The 21,004-nt window shown below is 65.1% G+C and carries 19 protein-coding genes; 13 read left to right on the forward strand and 6 right to left on the reverse strand.

What is annotated here, in order from left to right:
• Nucleotide 1: 1 nt before the first annotated feature.
• Both OPIT5_19760 and OPIT5_19765 read left to right on the forward strand, forming a co-directional pair.
• Entirely contained in the window at nt 2–109 is a 108-nt protein-coding gene (locus OPIT5_19760) for a hypothetical protein (GenBank protein ID AHF94538.1), read from the forward strand.
• Between the two features lie 4 nt (nt 110–113).
• Complete coding sequence (locus OPIT5_19765; GenBank protein ID AHF92144.1) at nt 114–1,484, forward strand: threonine synthase; 1,371 nt, start codon at nt 114–116, stop codon at nt 1,482–1,484.
• 86 nt (nt 1,485–1,570) lie between these two features.
• Here the strand turns inward: OPIT5_19765 and OPIT5_19770 are convergent, their stop codons facing one another.
• From OPIT5_19770 to OPIT5_19780, 3 genes are all read right to left on the reverse strand, one after another.
• The gene (locus OPIT5_19770) at nt 1,571–2,488 is read right to left on the reverse strand and encodes an epimerase (GenBank protein AHF92145.1); all 918 of its coding nucleotides are present in this window, start codon (nt 2,486–2,488) and stop codon (nt 1,571–1,573) included.
• 66 nt (nt 2,489–2,554) lie between these two features.
• A complete protein-coding gene (locus OPIT5_19775) occupies nt 2,555–3,067 on the reverse strand; it encodes a transcriptional regulator (protein ID AHF92146.1) in 513 nt (170 codons plus the stop codon).
• Between the two features lie 68 nt (nt 3,068–3,135).
• A complete protein-coding gene (locus OPIT5_19780; protein ID AHF92147.1) occupies nt 3,136–5,265 on the reverse strand; it encodes an ATPase P in 2,130 nt (709 codons plus the stop codon).
• 91 nt (nt 5,266–5,356) lie between these two features.
• Between OPIT5_19780 and OPIT5_19785 the strand changes: the two genes are divergently transcribed.
• On the forward strand, nt 5,357–5,644 hold the full coding sequence (locus tag OPIT5_19785) for a hypothetical protein (protein ID AHF92148.1): 288 nt from the start codon (nt 5,357–5,359) through the stop codon (nt 5,642–5,644).
• 36 nt (nt 5,645–5,680) lie between these two features.
• On the opposite strand, the gene OPIT5_19790 is transcribed toward OPIT5_19785, so the two are convergent.
• Nucleotides 5,681–6,559: a 5,10-methylenetetrahydrofolate reductase gene (locus OPIT5_19790; GenBank protein ID AHF92149.1), complete on the reverse strand. Its 879-nt coding sequence runs from the start codon at nt 6,557–6,559 to the stop codon at nt 5,681–5,683.
• 116 nt (nt 6,560–6,675) lie between these two features.
• Between OPIT5_19790 and OPIT5_19795 the strand changes: the two genes are divergently transcribed.
• The 8 genes from OPIT5_19795 to OPIT5_19830 all read left to right on the forward strand — a co-directional run bounded on the left by OPIT5_19795 (nt 6,676) and on the right by OPIT5_19830 (nt 17,156).
• A complete protein-coding gene (locus OPIT5_19795) occupies nt 6,676–7,494 on the forward strand; it encodes an endonuclease (GenBank protein AHF92150.1) in 819 nt (272 codons plus the stop codon).
• A gap of 75 nt (nt 7,495–7,569) precedes the next feature.
• Nucleotides 7,570–8,685, forward strand: coding sequence for a permease (locus OPIT5_19800; GenBank protein AHF92151.1), 1,116 nt, complete (start codon nt 7,570–7,572; stop codon nt 8,683–8,685).
• Between the two features lie 59 nt (nt 8,686–8,744).
• A complete protein-coding gene (locus OPIT5_19805) occupies nt 8,745–10,526 on the forward strand; it encodes a histidine kinase (GenBank protein ID AHF92152.1) in 1,782 nt (593 codons plus the stop codon).
• A gap of 2,287 nt (nt 10,527–12,813) precedes the next feature.
• Nucleotides 12,814–13,035, forward strand: coding sequence for a hypothetical protein (locus OPIT5_19810; GenBank protein ID AHF92153.1), 222 nt, complete (start codon nt 12,814–12,816; stop codon nt 13,033–13,035).
• 70 nt (nt 13,036–13,105) lie between these two features.
• Nucleotides 13,106–13,840, forward strand: coding sequence for a pyruvate formate lyase-activating protein (locus OPIT5_19815; GenBank protein ID AHF92154.1), 735 nt, complete (start codon nt 13,106–13,108; stop codon nt 13,838–13,840).
• A gap of 212 nt (nt 13,841–14,052) precedes the next feature.
• The gene (locus tag OPIT5_19820; GenBank protein ID AHF92155.1) at nt 14,053–15,348 is read left to right on the forward strand and encodes a histidinol dehydrogenase; all 1,296 of its coding nucleotides are present in this window, start codon (nt 14,053–14,055) and stop codon (nt 15,346–15,348) included.
• Between the two features lie 105 nt (nt 15,349–15,453).
• Nucleotides 15,454–16,581, forward strand: coding sequence for a histidinol-phosphate aminotransferase (locus tag OPIT5_19825; protein AHF92156.1), 1,128 nt, complete (start codon nt 15,454–15,456; stop codon nt 16,579–16,581).
• Nucleotides 16,536–17,156 (forward strand): imidazoleglycerol-phosphate dehydratase, encoded by a 621-nt coding sequence (locus OPIT5_19830; protein ID AHF92157.1) that lies wholly within the window; start codon nt 16,536–16,538, stop codon nt 17,154–17,156. The genes OPIT5_19825 and OPIT5_19830 overlap by 46 nt, the downstream gene beginning before the upstream one ends.
• 124 nt (nt 17,157–17,280) lie before the next feature.
• Here the strand turns inward: OPIT5_19830 and OPIT5_19835 are convergent, their stop codons facing one another.
• Complete coding sequence (locus OPIT5_19835; GenBank protein ID AHF92158.1) at nt 17,281–18,591, reverse strand: O-acetylhomoserine aminocarboxypropyltransferase; 1,311 nt, start codon at nt 18,589–18,591, stop codon at nt 17,281–17,283.
• 85 nt (nt 18,592–18,676) lie between these two features.
• A complete protein-coding gene (locus OPIT5_19840; protein ID AHF92159.1) occupies nt 18,677–19,120 on the reverse strand; it encodes a hypothetical protein in 444 nt (147 codons plus the stop codon).
• 167 nt (nt 19,121–19,287) lie between these two features.
• Between OPIT5_19840 and OPIT5_19845 the strand changes: the two genes are divergently transcribed.
• Complete coding sequence (locus tag OPIT5_19845) at nt 19,288–20,025, forward strand: hypothetical protein (protein AHF92160.1); 738 nt, start codon at nt 19,288–19,290, stop codon at nt 20,023–20,025.
• A complete protein-coding gene (locus OPIT5_19850) occupies nt 20,018–20,929 on the forward strand; it encodes a 1,4-dihydroxy-2-naphthoate prenyltransferase (GenBank protein AHF92161.1) in 912 nt (303 codons plus the stop codon). The genes OPIT5_19845 and OPIT5_19850 overlap by 8 nt, the downstream gene beginning before the upstream one ends.
• The last annotated feature ends 75 nt before the right edge of the window (nt 20,930–21,004 follow it).

A 21,004-nucleotide genomic window follows, 5' to 3' on the forward strand; every position in this document is an offset into this window, starting at 1 on the left:
CATGCAGGTCTCCGAAATGTCTTTCCGGATTCGGGCTGAATCGGGGGGCGTCGTTGAAAAAACGGAAGAATCCCTGTTCTCTTCGTTTCCTTCCGTGCAAAAATCCTGAAGCGATGAAATTCATCAGCACCCGCGGCCAGACGCCTCCTCACACTTTCTCCGACGCCGTCGCCACCGGCCTGGCACCCGACGGCGGGCTGTTCCTGCCCGAGTCGCTGCCGACCTTCACCGCCGCCGACCTCGCGCGCTTCGCCCCGCTGTCGTATCCGGAACTCTGCTACGAATTCCTGAAACACTTCGCGACCGACATCCCGGCCGACACGCTTCGCGCCCTCATCGCGAAATCCTACACCCGCTTCAACCACCCCGACATCGCGCCGCTCGTCCGGCTCGACGACAACACCTTCGTCCTGGAGCTCTTCCACGGCCCCACGCTCGCGTTCAAGGACTTCGCGCTCCAGCTCCTCGGCAACCTCTACGAATACCAGTGTGCCACCCGCGGACAGACGATCAACGTCCTCGGCGCCACCTCCGGCGACACGGGCTCCGCCGCCATCCACGGCCTGCTCGGCAAACCCGGCACTGCCATCTTCATCCTCTACCCCGACGGGCGCACCTCGCCGCTCCAGGAACGCCAGATGGCCTGCACCGGCGCGGACAACGTCCACGCGCTCGCGATCAGCGGCACCTTTGACGACGCGCAGGCCGCGCTGAAGGAACTCTTCGCCGACCAGGATTTCCGCACCCGGCACCGCCTCTCCGCGGTCAACTCCATCAACCTCGCCCGCGTCCTCGCCCAGTGCGTCTATTATCTGTACGCGTGGCTGCGCCTTCCGGAAAACGTCCGCAGCGCCGCCGATTTTGTCGTGCCGACCGGCAATTTCGGCAACGTCCTCGCCGGCTGGATGCTGCAAAAGACGGGTGTGCCCCTGCGCGGCTTCCGCGTCGCCACCAACCAGAACGACATCCTTTACCGCCTTTTCACGACCGGCGACTACCGCGTCACCGAAGTCCACCCGTCGCTGGCGCCGTCGATGGACATCCAGGTTTCCAGCAATTTCGAGCGTTTCCTCTACTACAGCGTCGGCTGCGACGCCGCCAAAGTGCGCGAAATCATGGATACCTTCAGGAAGACGGGTGCTTGGACGTTTGAAAATTTCAACCGCGACACCTTCACCGCCTCGCGCTGCACCGACGCCGAAATCCCCGGGATTATCAGGGATGTGTATCAACGCTACCGTTACATCGTCGATCCGCACACGGCCTGCACCTTCAAGGATCTCGCCACCGATCGCCCGAGCGTGATCCTGGCGACGGCGAGCCCGGCCAAATTCCCCGAGACGATCGTCGCCGCCATCGGTGTGGAACCGACCGACCCGAGCCTCGAGGCATTGAAAGCGAAGCCGCTGGTGAAGCACAAACTCCCCGCCAGCGCCGCCGCCATCCGTGCGTACGTGGACGGGCATGCGGTGGATTCGCGGTAAACGGGAGAGACCGTTCGGCGGCAGGGGAGGGAGGGGACGTTGCGTTTCCGCCTTGTCTGATGCTTGCTGCCGGGGGCTGGCTCATTTCAGCGCCGCCGGGCCAGTTCACAGGCATATTTTTGTCCGAGCGTGGCCCCGTGAGTCGCCAGCCAGTCGGTCAGGCGGGTTGTGCCCGTGGCAGGTGTATCGGTGGCCAGCAGTCCTGCCATGAGTCCGCTGATCTCCTCGCGTGTAATCAGCACGTCGTTGAGAAACAGGCTGCAGAGCCTGCCAACCGTCAGACCGATTTCCGGGTGAAGCGATATCAGCGGACGGTCTCGCCCGATCGCCTTGCCTATGGTGCGAACCAGTTCGCGAAATGTGAATGTCTCCGGTCCGGTGGCATTGATACAGGTATTCCCGCTGCCCTCGCGACCCATGGCCTGCCCGACGGCCAGAACCGCGAGATCATCCACGTGGATCGGCTGGAGTTTATAGTTGCCGTCTCCAAAAATGCCGAACACGGGAAACCGCCTCAGCATCCATGCGATGTTGTTGAGCAGAATGGCCGTGCCGCCGAACAACACGGTGGGACGCAGAATGGCGTGCGGAATCCCGCTTTCGACCAGCGCTTCCTCCAGTTGCGCCTTGCCACGGAAATAGGGGAGGGGGGAAGAAATGTCCGGATTGGTGATGCTCACATGCACGATTCGTTTTACGCCGGCTCGCCGGGCTGCCTCGAAAAGAATGCGGGTATTCTGCACAGCCCCTTCATGCGTGAAACGAGCATGATCGAAACGCACCCAATAGGTATTGTAGAGCACCTCGACGCCTTCGAGATGGCGCGCGAGCGTATCCGGCCGGTCAAAACAGAGTGGATACGCTGCCACGCGTCCTTCGAAAGGATCTTCAGCCGCACGGGTATTGGTCAGTGTGCGGACCGGAATATCCATAGCGAGCAGCCGGGCCGCAATATGCCGACCGGTGAGGCCGAATGCCCCGGTAATCATGTGGACTTGTTTCATTTTATTTCAGGAAAAATTGAAAATTAAGCTTGAGTATCCCGAAGAAAGCCGGGTTGAAGGGCGGAATTATTTGAGGAATTTCAGGAGCATGGGGAGGATCGTGCTTTGTTCGCTTCGTCCGATGCGGTCGAGAGCGCTGCTGATGATGGAGACAAAGTCGAGGAGTTCGCTCACGGTCTTGTTGAATGCGACTGCATCTGCACTTTTGAGCGAGTCGGTCTGTTCGCGGCAGGATTCCAGAGCCTTGATGACGGGTTCGATCTCCCGCCGCTTACGCTCGCGCGCAATGGCGCAAAACATTCTCCAGACGTCGCGTTCGGATTCGAAGTGCTCCTTGCGTTCTCCTTTCATGATGACGGAGCGGGCGACGCCCCAGTTGACGAGTTCGCGAAGGCTGGTGTTGGCGCTTCCCCGACTGATGGAGAGCTCCTTCATGATTTCGTCAGTGTGAAGCGGACGGTCGGAGATCATCAGGAGCGCGTGGACCTGTGCCATCGTCCGGTTGATTCCCCACACACTGCCCATCGTACCCCATTGTGCGACAAATTCCTCCCGTGCGGCGGCCAGTTGATTACTCATATTTTCAGGAAATACTGAAAAATAAGAAAAAGCAAGTATCCGGATCAGGCTGGCCGTGTGTTGTCCGATTACCTGCCTTTCAGCAGTCGCAGCGAATTGGCCACGACCAGCAGCGTGGCGCCGGTGTCGGCGAGGATGGCGAGCCACAGGCTGGCGATGCCGAAAAGCGTCATCCCCAGGAACAGCGCCTTCAGGCCGAGGGCGAAGGCGATGTTGAAGCGGATCACGTCGAGCGTCCGCCGGCCGGTCCGCACGGCGTCGGCAATCTTGCCGAGGTCGTCCTGCATCAGGGCGATGTCGGCCGTCTCGATGGCGGCGTCGGTGCCGGCCGCGCCCATCGCGATGCTTACGCTGGCCGCCGCCATCGCAGGGGCGTCGTTGATGCCGTCGCCGACCATGCCGACGATGCCGTGCCGCTCCCGCAGTTCCGTGATGCCCGCCACTTTGTCCCCGGGCAGCAGGCCGCCGCGGGCTTCGTCGATGCCCGCCTCGCAGGCAATGGCATCGACGGTCGTCTGGTTGTCACCGCTCAGCATCACGAGATGGCTCACTCCGGCGGCGTGCAGCGCGGCGACAGCCGGCTTCGCTTCCGGCCGCAGCGCGTCGCCGAGCGCGAGCACGCCGAGCACGCGGCCGGCGCTGCCATTGTCGGGACGTTCGCCGACGACGACCACGGACTGGCCGCGTTTTTCGATCTCTTCGAGACGCGCCTCCAGTTCCGGCGTGCAGACGCCGAGTTCGTGGGCGAAGCGGTGATTGCCGACAAAGGCGGCGCGGCCCGCCACGGTGGCTTCGGCTCCGCGTCCTGTACGTGCCCGGTAGGCTTCCGCCGGCGGCCAGGTGACGCCGTCGGCGCGGGCGCGTGCCACGACGGCCTGGGCCAGCGGATGGGTGGAGTGCTCGTCGATGGCGGCGGCGAGGCGCAACACATCGGCGGGCTCCGCGCCGGGCAGGGCAACCATGTCGAGCACGCGCGGTTTGCCTTCGGTGAGCGTGCCGGTCTTGTCGAGCGCGAGCGCCCGCAGGCGGCCGATGGTTTCGAGGTGCGCGCCGCCCTTGACGAGCACGCCGCGGCGGGCGAGGGAGGTGAGGCCGGCGACGATGCCGACCGGCGTCGAGATGACCAGCGCGCACGGGCAGGCAATCAGCAACAGCACGCAGGCGCGATAGAGCCAGACGCTCCAGGCTCCTCCGACAGCCAGCGGCGGCACGAGAAAGACCAGCAGCGCGAGGACCGTCACCCACGGCGTGTAATAACGGGCGAATACATCGACGAAGCGCTGCGTGGGGGCGCGCTGCGCCTGCGCCTCCGATACGAGCCGGATGATTTTGGCGAGGGTGGTGTCGCCGGCGGCTTTGGTTACCCGCAGCTCCAGCGAGCCTTCGCTGTTGATGGTGCCGGCAAACACCGTGTCGCCGGGCTGCTTGTCGACGGGGACGGATTCGCCGGTGACGGGCGCCTGGTTGACCGAAGAGCGGCCGGTGGTCACGACACCGTCGAGCGGGATGCGTTCGCCGCTGCGCACGAGCACGGTGGAATCGACGGGCACGTCGGCGACGGCGCGCTCCTCGATCCCGCCGCCGCGGGTGCGGATGCGGGCGGTGTCCGGCACGATTTCGAGCAGCGCCCTGACGGCGCGCTGCGAGCGCCGGTCGGCCCAGCCTTCGAGCCATTCGGCGACGCCGAAAAGAAACACGACGGTGGCGGCTTCCGACCACTGGCCGATGACGGCCGCGCCGATGGTGGCGAGGACGACGAGCAACGGAATGGTGGGCCGCAGTCGCCGCAGCGCCTGCCACGCCCCGGGAAGCAGGAACCAGCCTCCGGTGACGATGCCCGCCGCTCCGGCCGCCGTTACGGCTCCCGCCGGGCCGATGTGTCCCCATTCGAGTACGAGCGCCACCGCCACGCAGATGCCGGAGACGACAAGACCGGGCGCGCGCCAGGAGCCGCCGGCTTCGTGATCGCAGCCTCCATCATGGGTATGGCCATGGTTGCAGCCCTTGTGGTCAGGCCCGTGCCCGTGTTCGTGGTGATGATCGCAGCATTCGCCGTGCGCGTGATCATGCGGATGATCGTGGCCGGACGGAGGCGAAGCGGACGAGTCGCCGGCATGTTTCGCCTTGTGGGGGTGGCCTGCGCATTGGCATCGGCCCTGCGGATGAAGGTGGGTTTCCCCGTCGGGATTGTCTGCCATCATGTTATATGGGATATGCCCCCTACCCCCATATGGCAACGATGAATTTATCGACTCGCGCGAGGGCGGCGCCTGTGCCAGGGTTGGCGGCATGTCAGGCTCCCGCGAGACGCATCCACCTCAGGATATCAAGGCGCTATCGATCCGTTTGCGCAAGGTCACCGGCCAGCTCAGGGCGGTGGAGCGGATGCTGGAGGAGGACTACGATTGCGCCGATGTGCTCACGCAGCTCGTGTCCGCCCGGCGCGCGCTCAAGGCGCTTTCGGAAAAACTGATCCAGTCGCACATGGAGCATTGCATCGAGGGGGCCGGAGATCCGGCGGCGGCGAAGAAAAAGCTGCGCGACCTGCTGACGGTGTTGCAGCGGTACGTGGAGTGAGGCGCGCCCGCCGGACACGCCGCCGCTCCTGTTCCCTCACGCCGCCAGGCCGGCGGCGAGGGCGAGGGCGCTTTTGGCGCGGTTAAGGATGTAGAGGTGGTAGCCGGGCGCGCCGAGCGCGAGCAGGCCGCGGATCTGGTCGAGCGCCCAGTCGATGCCGATGACTTCAACCACGTCGGGATCCTCGGCGGCGACTTCGAGCCGGCGGGAGAGCGCGGCGGGCAGTCGCGTGCCGGAGAGCGAGGTGATGCGCTGGATCTGTTTGATCGAGAGCACCGGCATGATGCCGGGGATGACGGGCACGTGGATGCCGTGGGCCCGGCATTTTTCGACGAAGCGCGCGTAGATGGCGTTGTCGAAAAAAAGCTGCGTGGTGACGAACGCCGCGCCGGCGTCGACCTTGCGTTTGAGCGCGTCGAGATCGGCCTCGAAGGTGGCGGCTTCGGGATGTTTTTCCGGGTAGCCGGCCACGCCGAGGCAGAAGTCGGGATGGCGGCGCTTGAGCAACTCGACGAGTTCGCTGGCATGACGCAGGCCATCGGGCGCGGGGGTGAAGGTGGTGTCGCCTTTGGGCGGGTCGCCGCGAAGGGCCATGATGTTGCGGAAACCGTCGGCGTGGATCCGGTCGGCGAGGGTGTCGAGCTCGGCGCGGGAGTGGCCGACGCAAGTGAGGTGCGGCATCACGGTGAAGCCGAGTTCGTCCTTGAGGATGCGACTGACCTGGGTGGTGCGCTGGCGGGTGGAGCCGCCGGCGCCATAGGTCACGGACACGAAATCCCACGGCACCTTGCGCAGCGCGGTGGCGGCGGCGCGGAGCGATTCGACGCCGGCGTCATCACGCGGAGGGAAAAACTCGAGCGAACGCAGCGGCCGGTGATCGGGAAAAAGCGTGGAGATGGGACGGTCGGATGACATTTTTCTGAAAGCCACAGGACAATGCGGACGGAAGGCGGAGCGACAAGGGCACAATGGAGGGACAGCGTTCCCGCGAGCCTCTTCCTTTCCGTTTTACTGCGATGCGGATTTGAGGCATGGTGTCCGGTTTCGCGCTTTATACCGACACCATGCAACCGCTCCGGATCGTCACCTACAATATCGCTCATGGACGCGGGCTTGCGCCGATCCAGGGGCTGGCGTCACGGCGTCAGGTGCGGCGGAACCTCCTCAAAATTTCCTGCCTGCTCGCCACCCTGAAGCCTGACATCGTGGCCTTGCAGGAGATCGACGAAAATTCCCGCTGGGCAGGAAACTTCGACCATCTCGAACTGTTGCGCCGCGCCGGACGGTTTCCCCATGCGATCTTCGGCGTGCACAACCGGCGCGAGGGGCTTTTTAATCTCAATTACGGCAATGCCATCCTTTCGCGGCATCCGATCGTGGAGTGGGAGACGATGCCCTTCGGCCAGCGCAAGGTCGGCGAAAAAGGGTTTCTTTTCGCCGAGGTGGACGTGAACGGACAGCGTGTGCCGGTGGTCAACCTGCACCTGCATTACCGGTCGCGCCGTCACCGGCTGGACCAGGTGGACAAGGTTTTCGATTACCTGGAGGCGCGCGAGCAGACGACCGGCCCGGGCTGGGCGATGCCGCCCGTGGTGTGCGGCGATTTCAACGCCGCCGATTCGCCGCAGGATGCGACCTCCAGCCTGCTTTCGCAGATGGATCATTTCGGGGGCTATGCGCTGCATCCGGCGGACGGCAAACGGACGTTCCCGTCGCCGTTGCCGAGCCGGTTGCTCGATTTTGTGCTCGTGCCGGAGCAGCAGCGGGTGACGCGCAGCGAGGTCGTGCGCAGTTTTCTTTCGGATCACCGTCCCGTGCTCGTGGAAATGGAAATCGCGAAGAAACGGTGACGCCCCGGAGCGGCGGCATGGCAAGCTGTCGCTCCTGCCTTGCATCGCCGCGCCAGGCTCCACTTGCTTGCGAGCGTGACTCTCCTCGACCGGCATGTGCTTCGTGAATGGTTTTCGATCCTCGGCATCGCCCTGGCGGCGACGGTCGGGCTGCTGCTCATGCATTCGCTGTACAGCGACCTCGAGGACCTGCTCGCGGCGGGCGCGAGGCTCGACGACCTCGCGTACTACTTTACGGTCAAAATCCCCGGGTTTTTCGCGACGGTGTTCCCGATCGTGTTGCTGGTGTCGCTGCTCTATTCGCTCGGGCGGCTGCACTACACCAACGAAATCACCGCCATGCGCGCGGCCGGGCTCGGGCTGTTTCGCATCACGCGGGGGATCTGGGTTTCGGGCCTGCTGTTTTGCGGGCTGGTCTGGGTGCTCAACGCCACGGTGGTCCCGTGGTCGGTGGAGGCCAGCCGCGTGGCGTACGACAGCATGCGTTTCCGCCAGCAGGCTTCGCAGGAAAAGGCCGAGCGCGTGGGACTGCGGTTCAACGTCTCGTTTCATAACCAGAAGGAACGCCGGATGTGGTTTTTCAACCGGTACAGCGAATTCACCCGGCACGGTTACGGCGTGTCCGTCGTGGAGCTCGACGCGAAAGGCCGCGAGAAAACGCGCCTGCTCGCGGGCGAGGCCTGGTTCGACGACGCGGCCGATGCCTGGCAGTTTCGCAACGGACGCGAGATCACGCTCGATCCGGAGCGCGGCGGCGAGACGTTGACGAACGCCCCTTTCGAACGGCTCCGGCGCGCCGGCTGGACGGATGATCCGGAGCTGATGACGGTGTTCGGTCTCAAGCCCGACGACCTCTCGGTCTTCCAGTTGCGGCGCGTGCTGGAATTTTACCGCGAGGAAAACCACCCGAAGGTCAATCTGTATGCGATGCGCTACTACGGCTTGCAGGCGGAGGCGCTGAGCCCGCTGATCATCATCGCCATCGCGGTGCCGTTCGCGGTCGGCGGCGTGCGGGTGAATCCGGCCGTCGGCGTGTCGAAATCCATCGGCCTGTTTGTGCTGTATTTCCTGATACTGAAAATCGCCACCGCGCTCGGCGCGCGCGACGCGGTGCCTCCGCTCTGGGCGGCGGTCCTGCCCAATCTCGCTCTGCTCGCCGTCGGCCTCGGCGCGCTCGCGCGGGCGCGCTAGCGCCTCTGCCCGACGGCTCCGGCAATTCCAAATTTGAAATCCCGAATCTGAAATTTCAAATGACAGACACCGCCTCCTCTTCTCCTCATCCCCCGACTGGCTCTTCCGCCGGATTCACCGCCGCGTTGCAGCGGATCAGCGCGCTCGGGGCCCGGGCCTCCGATCCGGGGGAGACGATGCGCGCCATTCTCGGCATTGTCATCGAGTACTTCGGCGCCTCGGCCGGCACGATTTCCCTGCTCAATCCCGACACCGGCAAACTCGAGATCGACGTCCACCAGGGCATGCCGGCGGATATCGACGAGGTCGTCCTGCGACTGGGGCAGGGGATCACCGGCTGGGTGGCGTTTCACGGGCGTCCGCAACTCGTCCCGGACGTGCGCGCCGACCCCCGCTACATCCCGGTGCGGCCCGAAGTGCGCAGCGAGATGACCGCGCCCTTCGTCCAGGAAAGCGGCCAGGTGCTCGGTGTCATCAACCTCGACAGCGACCTGCCCGGAGCCTTCGCCCAGGCGCACCTCGACGAACTCGTCCGCCTCGCCGACGAGGCCACCTGCGTGCTCCTGCGCGTATGGCAGCTCTCCCACCTGCAAGGCAAGGCCCGGCAACTCGAGGCGCTCGTCGCCGCCGGCCAGGCGCTCGTCACCAAGCTGGAACCCCAGGAACTGCACGATACGATCACGCGCGACGCCCGCAAGATCCTCGGCACCCGCGCCAGCGCGCTTTATCTGCACTACCCGGCGCGCGGGGTGATCGCCCTGGCGTCCTTCACGAGCGATGCGGCGCCGGAGTTGTCCGCGTCCGCAACCGGCCCCGCCGCTCCCGGTCCTGCGCCGCTGCCCACCGAGGAACTGCCGGCCGAGGCGTGCCTCGTCACCGCGGTCCTGCACACGCGCAAGCATGTCGAGTTCGCCAACATCCAGTCGCCCGAGTTTCTCGATGTCGTGGACCTGCCGCGCGACCGCGTCCTGCGATCGATGCTGGCGGTGCCGATGTTTTACGAGCAGGAGATCGTCGGCGTGCTCGCCGTGTTCACCGATCACGTCCACCGGTTCAACAACGACGAGAAACGCCTCCTCGCCGCTTTCGGCAGCCTCGCGGCGGTGTCGTTGCAAAACTCGCGCCTCTACTCGCGCGTGTTCCAGAGCGAGGAATCCCTCCGCAAGAACGAACAGCTCACCACGCTCGGCCTCCTCGCCGCCGAGATCGCGCACGAGATCCGCAATCCGCTCACCGTCATCAAGCTCCTCTTCGGTTACCTCGGGCTCGATTTCCCGGAGGGCGACCCGCGCCGCACCGACGTCCGCGTCATCGGCGAAAAACTCGACCAGCTCGAGGAGATCGTCTCGCGCGTGCTCACGCTCGCCAAGGCCCCGACCAGCCTGCATTCGCGCTGGAATCTCGCCGAGATCATCGAGGACACGATTGTCCTCATCCGCCTCAAGCTCGCCCAGGGCAAGATCGCCCTTCGCATGGAACTGCCTCCGCGTCCGCTCTCGGTCGATGTCAACAAGGGCCAGATCCAGCAGGTGTTGCTCAACATCCTGCTCAATTCCACGCAAGCCATGCCCGAAGGCGGCACGATCACCGTGCGCGTCGCCTCCGACCGGAAGGACGGCGCGGCCTGCGCGGTGGTGGATGTCAGCGACACCGGCCGCGGCATCCCGGGGCACATCAGCGAGAAGATTTTCGAATCCTTCCTTTCCACGCGGCCCGACGGCACCGGCCTGGGGCTGGCGATCGCCAAGCGCATCCTGCTCAGCCACCACGGCGACATCAGCCTGCACGGCACCGGCCCCGACGGCACCACGATCCGCATCCGCCTCCCGCTCGCGCCATAGAGACCGGGCAGGATGGCCACAAAAAACACAAAGTTTCTGTCTGCCCGGCGAGAATCTCCCGTGCGCCTATAGGCGCGATGAAAGGTTTCATCCGCGGCGGGTTCTTTGGTGTTTTTTGTGGCCATTCCTCCCCTTCACGGTTGCTCCGGCCCCTTCTGATACTTCCGATAAGCAAACGGCATTGTTACCCCCGGGAATCACGCTGGCGTTGCCACTCGCACCGGTGTGAGACCGAATCGCATTTGTGAAGACAGATTCCAACTCAGCCACCCTGACTGCTCCGGCCACCGGGACGCCTTTCGTGAAAGGCCCCTGGAACGATGCGATCGACGTCTACGATTTCGTCGTCCGCAACATCACCCCGTACACGGGCGATGCCGGATTCCTTTCCGGGCCAACCAAAAGCACAAGTTACCTCTGGGAGGTTTGCCGCAACGCGCTCGCGGAGGAGCGATCCCGGAACGGCTGCCGTGCGGTGGATGCCGGGACCATTTCCACCATCACCAGCCACAAACCCGGTTACATCGATCAGGACCACGAGCTCATCGTCGGTCTCCAGACCGACGAGCCCCTCAAACGCGCCATAAAACCCTTCGGCGGCATCAACGTCGTCAAGAACGCCCTCAAGGAACGCGGCATCGAGCTTTCCCCGGCCGTCGTCGAAACCTTCAGGTACGCCAAAAACCACAACGACGCCGTCTTTTCCGCCTACGACGGCGAAGTCCGCGCCTACCGCTCGAAGCACATCGTCACCGGCTTGCCCGACAACTACGCCCGCGGCCGCATCATCGGCGACTACCGCCGCCTCGCCCTCTACGGCGCCGACCGCCTCATCGCCGCCAAAAAGGCCGATTTCGCCGGGCTCGACCGCGACAACATGAGCGGCCGCCTCATCCGTCTCCGCGAGGAAGTCGCCATGCAGATCGCTGCCCTCAAGGACATCGTGACGATGGCCGCCGGCTACGGCTGCGATGTCTCCCGCCCCGCGCAAAACGCCCGCGAGGCCACCCAGTGGGTTTATTTCGCCTACCTCGCCGCCGTGAAGGAGCAGGACGGCGCGGCCATGTCGCTCGGCAACGTCTCCTCCTTCCTCGACATTTATTTTGAACGCGATCTCCGCAGCGGCGCCCTCACCGAGGAACAGGCACAGGAAATCATCGACCAGTTCGTCATGAAACTCCGCCTCGTGCGCCATCTCCGTCCCGGCGCCTACGACGAGATTTTCGGCGGCGACCCCACCTGGGTCACCGAGTCCATCGGCGGCCAGCTCCGCGACGGGCGCACCAAGGTCACGAAAACCTCCTTCCGCTTTCTCCAGACGCTCTACAACCTCGGCGCCTCGCCCGAGCCCAACCTCACCGTCCTCTGGTCGCAAAAACTCCCCGCCGGCTTCAAGACCTTCTGCGCGCAGGTCTCCATCGACACCTCCTCGCTCCAGTACGAGAACGACGACCTCATGCGCCGCGTCCGCGGCACCGATGACTACGGCATCTCCTGCTGCGTCTCCCACCAGGCCATCGGCAAATCCATCCAGCACTTCGGCGCCCGCGCCAACCTCCCCAAAACCCTCCTCCTCGCCCTCAACGCCGGCCGCGAGGAAATCGACGGCGCGCCCGTCATGAAGGACATCCCGGCGCTCCCGGACGGTCCCCTCGACTACGAACAGGTGATGGGCAACTTCCGGGTCGCCCTCGCGCAACTCGCCCGCGTGTACGCCAAGGCGATGTTCATCATCCACTACATGCACGACAAGTATTACTACGAGAAGGCGCAGATGGCCTTCATCGATACCGACCCGCGCATCGACATCGCCTACGGAGCCGCCGGCATCTCCATCATCGCCGACTCCCTCTCCGCCATCAAGTACGCCAAAGTCACGCCCGTGCGTGACGAAAACGGCATCGCCACCGGTTTCACCGTCGAGGGCGACTATCCGAAGTACGGCAACGACGATGACCGCGTGGACACCCTCGCGCAGGAAGTCACGAAAATCTTCGTCACCGAACTGCGCCGGCACAAGGCCTACAAGGACGCCAAGCCCACGCTCTCGCTCCTCACGATCACCTCCAACGTCATGTACGGCAAAAACACCGGTGCCACGCCCGACGGCCGCCAGGCCGGCGAGCCCTTCGCGCCCGGCGCCAATCCCATGCACGGCCGCGACAGCCATGGCGCCATCGCCTCGCTCAACACCGTGGCCAAGCTCGCCTACAACGACGCCGAGGACGGCATCTCGAACACCTTCTCCATCGTGCCGAAGGCGCTCGGCGCCACGCGCGAGGACCAGGTGGAAAACCTCGTCGGCATGATGGACGGCTACTTCATGCGCAACGCCCACCACCTCAACGTCAACGTGCTCAACCGCGAGACGCTGAAAAAGGCGTACGAAAACCCGGAGGAGTATCCGCAACTCACGATCCGCGTGTCCGGCTACGCCGTGAACTTCACGCGCCTCTCGCGGGCGCACCAGATGGAAGTCATCACGCGGACCTTCCACGAGACGATGTGAAATCCCGCCGGGCGCGACTTAAGTCGATTTGAATCGACTTAAGTCGCCTCAAAACGGGAGCGCCCCCCCCTTGTCCGCCACCCTCCGCATCCACTCCATCGAAACGCTCGGCACCCACGACGGTCCCGGGCTGCGGATGATCGTGTTCACGCAGGGCTGCCACATGCGCTGCGTGTATTGCCACAACCCCGACACCCTCGACCCGGCCGGCGGCCGGATCGTCACCCTGGCCGAGCTCGTCGAGCGCGCCATCCGCCAGAAACCCTATTTCGGCGCACGCGGCGGCGTCACCGTTTCCGGCGGCGAACCCACCCTCCATCGAAAAACGCTCCTCGATCTTTTCCGCCAGCTCCACGCCCGCGGCATCAACACCTGCCTCGATACCAACGGCCTCTTTCTCGACGACGACCTGCGCGCCCTGTACGACGAGACCGACACGGTGCTCCTCGACATCAAGCACATCGACGACGCCTGCCATCGCCGCCTCACCGGCGTTTCCAACGCCACCCCGCTCGCCGTCGCCGCGTACCGCGAAAGCACGGGCAAGCCCCTGTGGCTCCGCTACGTCCTCGTCCCCGGCTGGACCGACGACCCCGGCCACCTCGAACGCTGGGCGTGCCACTTTGCCGGCTACAAAAGCGTGCAGCGCGTGGAAATCCTGCCCTATCACCGGCTCGGCGCGCACAAATGGGAGCATCTCGGCATGCCCTGCCGGCTTGGCGACGTGCAGCCCCCCACGGCGGAAACGCGCCAACTCGCGCACGACATCTTCAGCCGCCACCTCGCCAACGTCATCGTGAAGTGAGGGGGGCCGGCAAGTAGGCATGGGCATCCTGCCCATGAGAAGTGCCACGGGCTTCCCGGCCCGTGTTTCCGGGCCGATGGCGGGGTTCGCGCCGTCCACGGCCAGGATGGCCGTGCCACATGCCAAGCCCCCCGCTTTCAGGCTCGCCCCCCGCCGGCCGATTTCGTCACACTCGTTCTTTTCATCTCAACCAGCCAAACCCGTTTCCGCCTGTGCGCATCCTGCAGTTTGCATCCAAAACCTTTCCTGCCGAGCTGGCCGAATTCTGCCGGGGCGCGCTCGTGCCGAAAGAAATCGAAAACGCCGTTTCCGGCATCCTTGCCGACGTCCGCGAACGCGGTGACGAAGCGGTCGTCTACTACGCGGCCAAGTTCGACGGCGCCAAGCTCCGCGCCCGCGATTTTCTCGTCAGGCCGTCCGAGATCGAGGCTGCCGTCAAACGCCTGCCCGCCGCCGACAAGAAGGCGCTCGCCGCCGCGCACGAGAACATCGTCGCCTTCAACAAAAAATCCCTGCCGAAGGACTGGACCGCGAAAAACAAACACGGCGCCACCGTCGGCGAACGCTTTTATCCCGTCCGCCGCGTCGGCCTCTACGTTCCCGGCGGCGAGGTGCCGCTCGTCTCGACCGTCCTCATGACGGCCACGCTCGCCCGCATCGCCGGCTGTCCGCAGATCGCCGTCTTCACGCCCTCGAACCCGCAGGGCCGCATCGCCGACGGCCTCCTCGCCGCGCTCCACCTCGTCGGCATCACCGAGGTTTACCGCATCGGCGGCGTCCAGGCCATCGCCGCTGCCGCCTATGGCACGCTGACCATTCCCGCCGTGGACAAGATTTTCGGCCCCGGCAACGCCTACGTGTGCGAGGCCAAGCGTCAGGTTTTCGGGACGGTCGGCGTCGATTCGCTGCCCGGCCCGAGCGAGGTCATGGTGATTTGCGACGAAAGCGCCAATCCCGCCTTCGCCGCCGCCGACCTGCTCGCCCAGGCCGAACACGGCTCCGGGCGCGAAAAAATCTTCTTCGCCGCGACTTCCGCCAAAATCGTCGAAGCCGTCCACGCCGAGATACGCGCGCAGCTCAAGTACCTCTCCCGCGCGGAGAAAATCGAAAAAGTCCTCGCCGCCGGTTTCCTCACGATCGAGGCGGGCACCCTCGCCCAGCTTGCCGAGATCGCCAACTACATCGCCCCCGAGCACCTCAACCTCCAGGTGAAGGACTCCGCGCAAAAAACCCTGCTCAGGACGATCACCACGGCCGGCGCCATCCTGCTCGGCAACCTCACCGCCACCGCGCTCGGCGACTTCGTGGCCGGCCCGAGTCACGTGCTCCCGACCGGCCGCGCCGGACGTTTTTTCAGCGGCCTGCGCGTGGCCGACTTCATGCGTCGCACCAGCATCGTCAACTACACGAAAGCCGGAGTGAAAAAAGCCGAGCCGATCGTCTCGGCCTTCGCCGCGATGGAGCGACTCGATGCGCACGGACGCTCCGTGAAGTTGCGAGCGCTGTAGCGCCCGCAGCATCATCTCAAAAACTGAAACGCTGAAATGCTGAAAAGCTGAAAGAGTCGGCTTCCATTTCAGATTTCAGCTTTTCAGCATTTCAGCGTTTTCCACATGCAACCGCTTCCGCACATCGCCCGGCTCCACGCCTACACGCCCGGTCTCCAGCCGACCGGACCCGGCTGGGTGAAACTCAACACCAACGAGTGCCCGTATCCGCCGAGCCCGCGCGCCGCCGCCGCGGTCCAGGCCGAACTGGCCGGCGAAGGCGAACGCCTCCGGCTCTATCCGAACCCGGCCAGCGCGCCGCTCCGCCAGCTCGTCGCCCGTCTCCACGGCCACGGCCTCACGGAAAAAAACGTCCTGATCGGCAACGGTTCCGACGACATCCTCAACCTCCTTGTTCGCGCCTGGGGAGGCCCGGCAAACGAGGCGGCCGCCACCGGCTTCACCGTGCCGAGTTACTCGCTCTATCCGGTGCTCGTCGCCATCCAGGACGGCGCGTGCGAGGCGATCGAATTCGACCGCTCGATGACGCTGCCCGTCGGGAAAATCGCCGCCTCGTCCGCGCGGATGTTCATCCTCACCTCGCCCAACGCGCCGACCGGCGTGGCGTTTTCCAATGCGGAGCTCGAAACGGTGCTCGCGCGTTTCCCCGGCCTGCTCGTCGTCGATGAAGCCTACGCGCCCTTCGCCCGCGAAAACGCCGTGACGCTTCTCGCCCGCCACCCGCGGCTCGTCATCACCCGCACGCTCTCCAAGGCCCACGCGCTCGCCGGCATCCGCGTCGGCTACGCGCTGGCGCATCCCGACGTGATCGACATCCTCGACCGCGTGCGCGACAGCTACAACGTCAACCGTCTCTCCCAGGCCGCCGCCTTCGCCGCGCTGGAGGACACCGGCTATTACGACGCCATCATCGGCAAGATCATCGAAACCCGCGATTACTGGGCGAGCGACTGGCGCCGCAAACGCGGCTGGTTCACCTACGAGACGCAGGCCAACTTTATCTTCACCGAACCGAAAAACGCCCGTGGCGAGACCGGCCCCGCCGTGGCGAAATCGTTGTACGACCACTTCGTTGCGCAAAAGATTCTCGTCCGGTACTTCCCCGGTCACGCCTTGACCGCCGCTTTCCTGCGCATCAGCGTCGGCACCGACGACGAGATGCTCGTCGTCAACGAAGCAATCGACGCATGGCTGACCAAAACGAACAAAACGGACAAAACGGACGCAAGGTAACCCTCGTCCGCAAGACGGCCGAGACCGACATCCGCCTCACGCTCGCCCTCGACGGCGCGGGCGCCTCGCGCATCGACACCGGCGTGCCGTTCTTCGACCACATGCTCACGCTTTTCACGAAGCACGGCCTCTTCGACCTCGACGTGACCTGCAAGGGCGACGTGGACGTCGATTATCACCACACCGTCGAGGACGTCGGCCTCGTGCTCGGCGACGCCATCAAACAGGCGCTCGGCGAAAAGCTCGGCATCCGGCGCTACGGATTTTTCATCCTGCCGATGGACGAGACGCTGGCGCGCGTGGCCGTGGACATCGGGGGGCGTCCGCACCTCGTTTATCACGTGGAGGCGCCGACGATGTTCGTGCGCGATTTCAATATCATCCTCGTGAAGGAATTTTGCCGCGCCTTCAGCAACGCGCTCGGCTGCAACCTGCATGTGGAAATCGAATACGGCGAGGAGCCGCACCACATCGCCGAGGCGATTTTCAAGTGCCTGGCCCGCGCGCTCGACGTGGCCACGCAGATCGACCCGCGCACCGCCGGCCAGCTCCCCTCGACCAAGGGGAAAATCTGAGACCGGACTTCCTGATATTTCTGATTTTACACAAAGATCGCAAAGACCGCGAAGTTCCTGAAAAGCAATTCTTTGCGCCCTTTGCGATCTTTGTGTAAAAATCCGGAAGTTTCGGGAGGTCGTATCACACCTGCGCCAGCGCCTGTTCGAGGTCGCGTTGCAGGTCTTCGAAGTCCTCGATGCCGACCGAAAGCCGGATAAAATCGGGCGGTGTGCCGGTGGCGAGCCGCTCTTCGTCGGTAAGCTGCGAATGCGTGGTGCTCGCCGGGTGGATCGCCAGCGACTTGGCGTCGCCGATGTTGGCCAGGTGCGAGAAGAGCTTCAGCGACTCGATCAGCTTGCGGCCCGCCTCGAAACCGCCCTTGACCCCGAAACCGACGAGCCCGCCGAAACCGCCGCGCAGGTATTTTCTGGCGGCGGCGTGGTTCGGGCTCGACTTGAGGCCGGGATAGTTGGTCCAGGCGATCTTCGGGTGGGATTCGAGAAATTCGGCCACGCGCAGCGCATTGGCGCAGGTGCGCTCCATGCGCAGGTGGAGGGTTTCGAGGCCCTGCACCATCAGCCACGAATTGAACGGCGAGATGCACGCGCCCATGTCGCGCAGCAGTTGCAGGCGGATTTTCATGGCGCAGGCGATGTTGACGCCGCCCTTGCCGTCCGCGTCCGCGCCGGCGGCGCGAAACGCCTCCTGGTAGACGAGGCCGTGATAGCTGGCGTCAGGCTGGGTGAAGCCGGGGAACTTGCCGTTGCCCCAGTCGAAATTGCCGCCGTCCACGACGATGCCGCCGATGGACGTGCCGTGGCCGCCGATGTATTTGGTGGTCGAGTGGACGACGATGTTGGCGCCCCATTCGAACGGGCGGTTCAGCCAGGGGGTGAGGCAGGTGTTGTCGATGATCAGCGGCACGCCGGCCTCGCGGGCGATGCGGCCGACTTCCTCGAACGGGAAAATGTTGAGCGCCGGGTTGCCGAGACCTTCGCCATAAAACGCCTTGGTGTTGGGCCGGAGGGCGCGGTGGAAGGCGTCCGGATCGCCGGCATCGACGAACGACACCTCGATGCCGAGGCGCGGGAAGGTGTGGCGGAAGAGATTCCAGGTGCCGCCGTAGAGCTGGGCGACGGAGACGATGTGGTCGCCGGCGCCGGCGACGTTGAGGAGGGCGTTGGTGATGGCGGCCTGGCCGGAGGCGTGGGCGAGGGCCGCCGTGCCGCCTTCGAGGGCGGCCACGCGCTGCTCGAAGACATCCGTCGTCGGATTCATGATACGCGTGTAGATGTTGCCCGCCTCTTTCAGGCCGAAGAGGTTGGCGGCGTGTTCGGTGTCGCGAAACACGTAGCTGCTGGTCTGGTAGAGCGGCGCGGCGCGCGAGCCGGTCGCGGGGTCCGGCGTCTGGCCGGCATGGAGTGCCTTGGTGGCGAAGCCCTGGGTAGTCATGGAGCGCCTGTCCGTAAGGGGCGGCGGCGCAATGGCAAGGCAAAGGAGCGGAGGGGGCGGGGGGGCCGGGGGCGGCTTTCTGCGATCAGGCGATGCCGTGGTTGCCGTTTTTCTTGCGCTTCCTGTCGCCCGTGGCTTCGGAGGCCGCGAACGGCGGCGTGGTGCGCGTGTCGTCCGCCTCGGGATGCGCGGGGTGCAGGGTTTGCCGGAGCAGGGCGCGGAGCCGGCCGGTCGAGAGGCGCACCCGGAAGGTCCGGCGCAGGCTGCCGGTATTGGCCGGGTGACAGGCAAACTCGGCGGCTTCAACCGTGAAGTCGCGGACCCGGCGCAACCGGCCGGTGGCGCGCACGATGTCGTGATCCGCGGCAAAATAGTCGGGCGCCAGAAAGGTGATCAGGCGGTGCAGGCACCGGGCATGCGGATAGAGCGCCCGGCGAAAGATAACGGGCTCGAATTTCTCCGCGGAGATGCCGCGCTGCTCGCAATAAAGCTCAGCAAAGGTCCGTGACGGAAGGCCGGGTGTAGTCATTGCAATGGCGGAAATTTCTGTGGTGAGGGCGTGAAATCGGGTTACCCCGTATCGGGCCGGGCTGCCAGTTATTAAAATGTGCGAACGTTCCGGGGGGTAGCTCCAAAGCAGCAAACCTCCGGCCTTTACATGTGCAAGTCTTTTTAATCTGCTGGACGACTTCTGTCGTGACTCTCGACTATACCATCATCGCTCTGTCTGTTGTCTTGTTGTGGATCCCTCGTCCGTGGATGAGGTTCGGGCGCCTGGGCCTGGCGTCGAGGCGGCGCTCGGCCGGGAGGCGTGCGAGGGAAAACGTGGCGGGCGAGAGCATGTCGTTCGGCGTGGATTACCGGCTGAACATGGGCCGGGAATTCGGAAACCTGCGCAACTGGCTGGATCTGGCCCGGGCGCTGACGGGCGGTTTCGGCCTGCTGGCGGTGGGGATGCAGGGGCTGATGGACACGCCGCTGGAGGTGGCGCGTCCGTATATCGCCGGCCAGATCGGAATCGTGGTCGTGGCGGTGCTCATCCAGATGCTGCGGTTCGAGAAACGGTTCACGTTTTTCGCGCCGGTGTTTTTTATCCAGGGGTTGATGTTCGGCCTGGTGGACTGGCGGGTGGGCCTGCTGGTCATGATCGGGACGTGGGCGATCAATCCGTTGCTGCCGTCGCCGGCTCCGTTCCTGACGGTGCTCGGCTGCATCGCGGCGATTTTCGGCACGCTGGTGGGCGTACCCGTGGCGTACGTGCTGACGGCGGCCGGCATATCGATCGGCCCGGTGCTGGTGAGCATCCTGCTGAAGCGGCGGCTGGCCGGGAGCCTGACTCGCAAGGAGGCGTCGTCCTCGCGGCGGCGGCGTTCGTCGCGGGCCACGGATACGGCGGGGAGGCGTGACGGATCGGGGAAGCTCGAAGATGCCTGATCCCGCATCGCCCTCCGAACCGCGCTGGCGCATCTGGCTGGCGGCGACGCGGCCGCGCACCTTGCCGGCGGCGGTGGCTCCGGTGCTCGTGGGCACGGCGCTGGCTTGCCGCGCGGGGGCGCAGCGGCCATGGGCCGCGGCGGCGTGCCTGGGGTTCGCGCTGCTGATCCAGATCGGCACGAATTTTGCCAACGAGTATTTCGATTTCCTGAAAGGCGCCGACACGCCCGAACGGGTGGGACCGCGGCGCGCCGTGGCCGCGGGCCTGGTGACGCCGCGCACGATGCTGGGAGCGACGATCGGGGTGTTCGCGGCGGCGTTTGTCGTCGGGCTGACGCTGCTCGGCTACGGCGGCTGGCCGCTGCTGGTGATCGGGGTGGCGAGCATCGTCTGCGGTTTCGCCTACACGGGCGGGCCGTATCCGCTCGGGTACAACGGGCTCGGGGATATTTTTGTATTCGTCTTTTTCGGACTGGTGGCGGTGGGGGCGACGTTTTTTGTGCAGGCCGGGCGCCTGAACGCCGACGTGCTGGCCGCCGGCGCGGGAGTCGGGGCCTTGGCGGTGAACATCCTCGTGGCGAACAATTATCGCGACGTGGAGACGGACCGGAAGGCAGGCAAGCGCACGCTGGTGGTGCGGCTCGGGCGGCGGTTCGCGCGGGTGCAGTTCGGTTTTGCGCACATGCTGGCGGTCGCGGTGGTGCTGGCGCTGACATGGCGCGGGCTGCTCGCGCCGGGGCCGGCGTTGACCGTGGCGGCGCTGGCGCTGGTCGCCGGGGTGTGGCAGTCGCGGCTGTTGCGAGGGGCGACGACGCCGGCCGCGTGCATCCGGTTGCTCGGAATCACCGGGCGTTACCTGGCGCTTTACGGGATCGGCGTGGCAGTGGCGGCGTTGTGGTCGTAGCCTGAATTATACCAAAGCCCCAAAGCCTTCAGATTTTCACACAAAGCTCGCAAAGAGCGCAAAGGATTGCCAGTT

This window comes from Opitutaceae bacterium TAV5, from assembly GCA_000242935.3.
Classification (GTDB): Bacteria; Verrucomicrobiota; Verrucomicrobiia; order Opitutales; family Opitutaceae; genus Geminisphaera.

Excerpts from the sequence above, each read along its gene's own strand:
- OPIT5_19840 (AHF92159.1), bottom strand. The coding sequence starts at position 19,120 with ATGACTACACCCGGCCTTCCGTCACGGACCTTTGCTGAGCTTTATTGC.
- OPIT5_19785 (AHF92148.1), top strand. The coding sequence starts at position 5,357 with ATGTCAGGCTCCCGCGAGACGCATCCACCTCAGGATATCAAGGCGCTA.
- OPIT5_19790 (AHF92149.1), bottom strand. The coding sequence starts at position 6,559 with ATGTCATCCGACCGTCCCATCTCCACGCTTTTTCCCGATCACCGGCCG.
- OPIT5_19850 (AHF92161.1), top strand. The coding sequence starts at position 20,018 with ATGCCTGATCCCGCATCGCCCTCCGAACCGCGCTGGCGCATCTGGCTG.
- OPIT5_19835 (AHF92158.1), bottom strand. The coding sequence starts at position 18,591 with ATGACTACCCAGGGCTTCGCCACCAAGGCACTCCATGCCGGCCAGACG.
- OPIT5_19830 (AHF92157.1), top strand. The coding sequence starts at position 16,536 with ATGGCTGACCAAAACGAACAAAACGGACAAAACGGACGCAAGGTAACC.
- OPIT5_19780 (AHF92147.1), bottom strand. The coding sequence starts at position 5,265 with ATGGCAGACAATCCCGACGGGGAAACCCACCTTCATCCGCAGGGCCGA.
- OPIT5_19770 (AHF92145.1), bottom strand. The coding sequence starts at position 2,488 with ATGAAACAAGTCCACATGATTACCGGGGCATTCGGCCTCACCGGTCGG.
- OPIT5_19765 (AHF92144.1), top strand. The coding sequence starts at position 114 with ATGAAATTCATCAGCACCCGCGGCCAGACGCCTCCTCACACTTTCTCC.
- OPIT5_19775 (AHF92146.1), bottom strand. The coding sequence starts at position 3,067 with ATGAGTAATCAACTGGCCGCCGCACGGGAGGAATTTGTCGCACAATGG.
- OPIT5_19760 (AHF94538.1), top strand. The coding sequence starts at position 2 with ATGCAGGTCTCCGAAATGTCTTTCCGGATTCGGGCTGAATCGGGGGGC.
- OPIT5_19795 (AHF92150.1), top strand. The coding sequence starts at position 6,676 with ATGGTGTCCGGTTTCGCGCTTTATACCGACACCATGCAACCGCTCCGG.
- OPIT5_19805 (AHF92152.1), top strand. The coding sequence starts at position 8,745 with ATGACAGACACCGCCTCCTCTTCTCCTCATCCCCCGACTGGCTCTTCC.
- OPIT5_19825 (AHF92156.1), top strand. The coding sequence starts at position 15,454 with ATGCAACCGCTTCCGCACATCGCCCGGCTCCACGCCTACACGCCCGGT.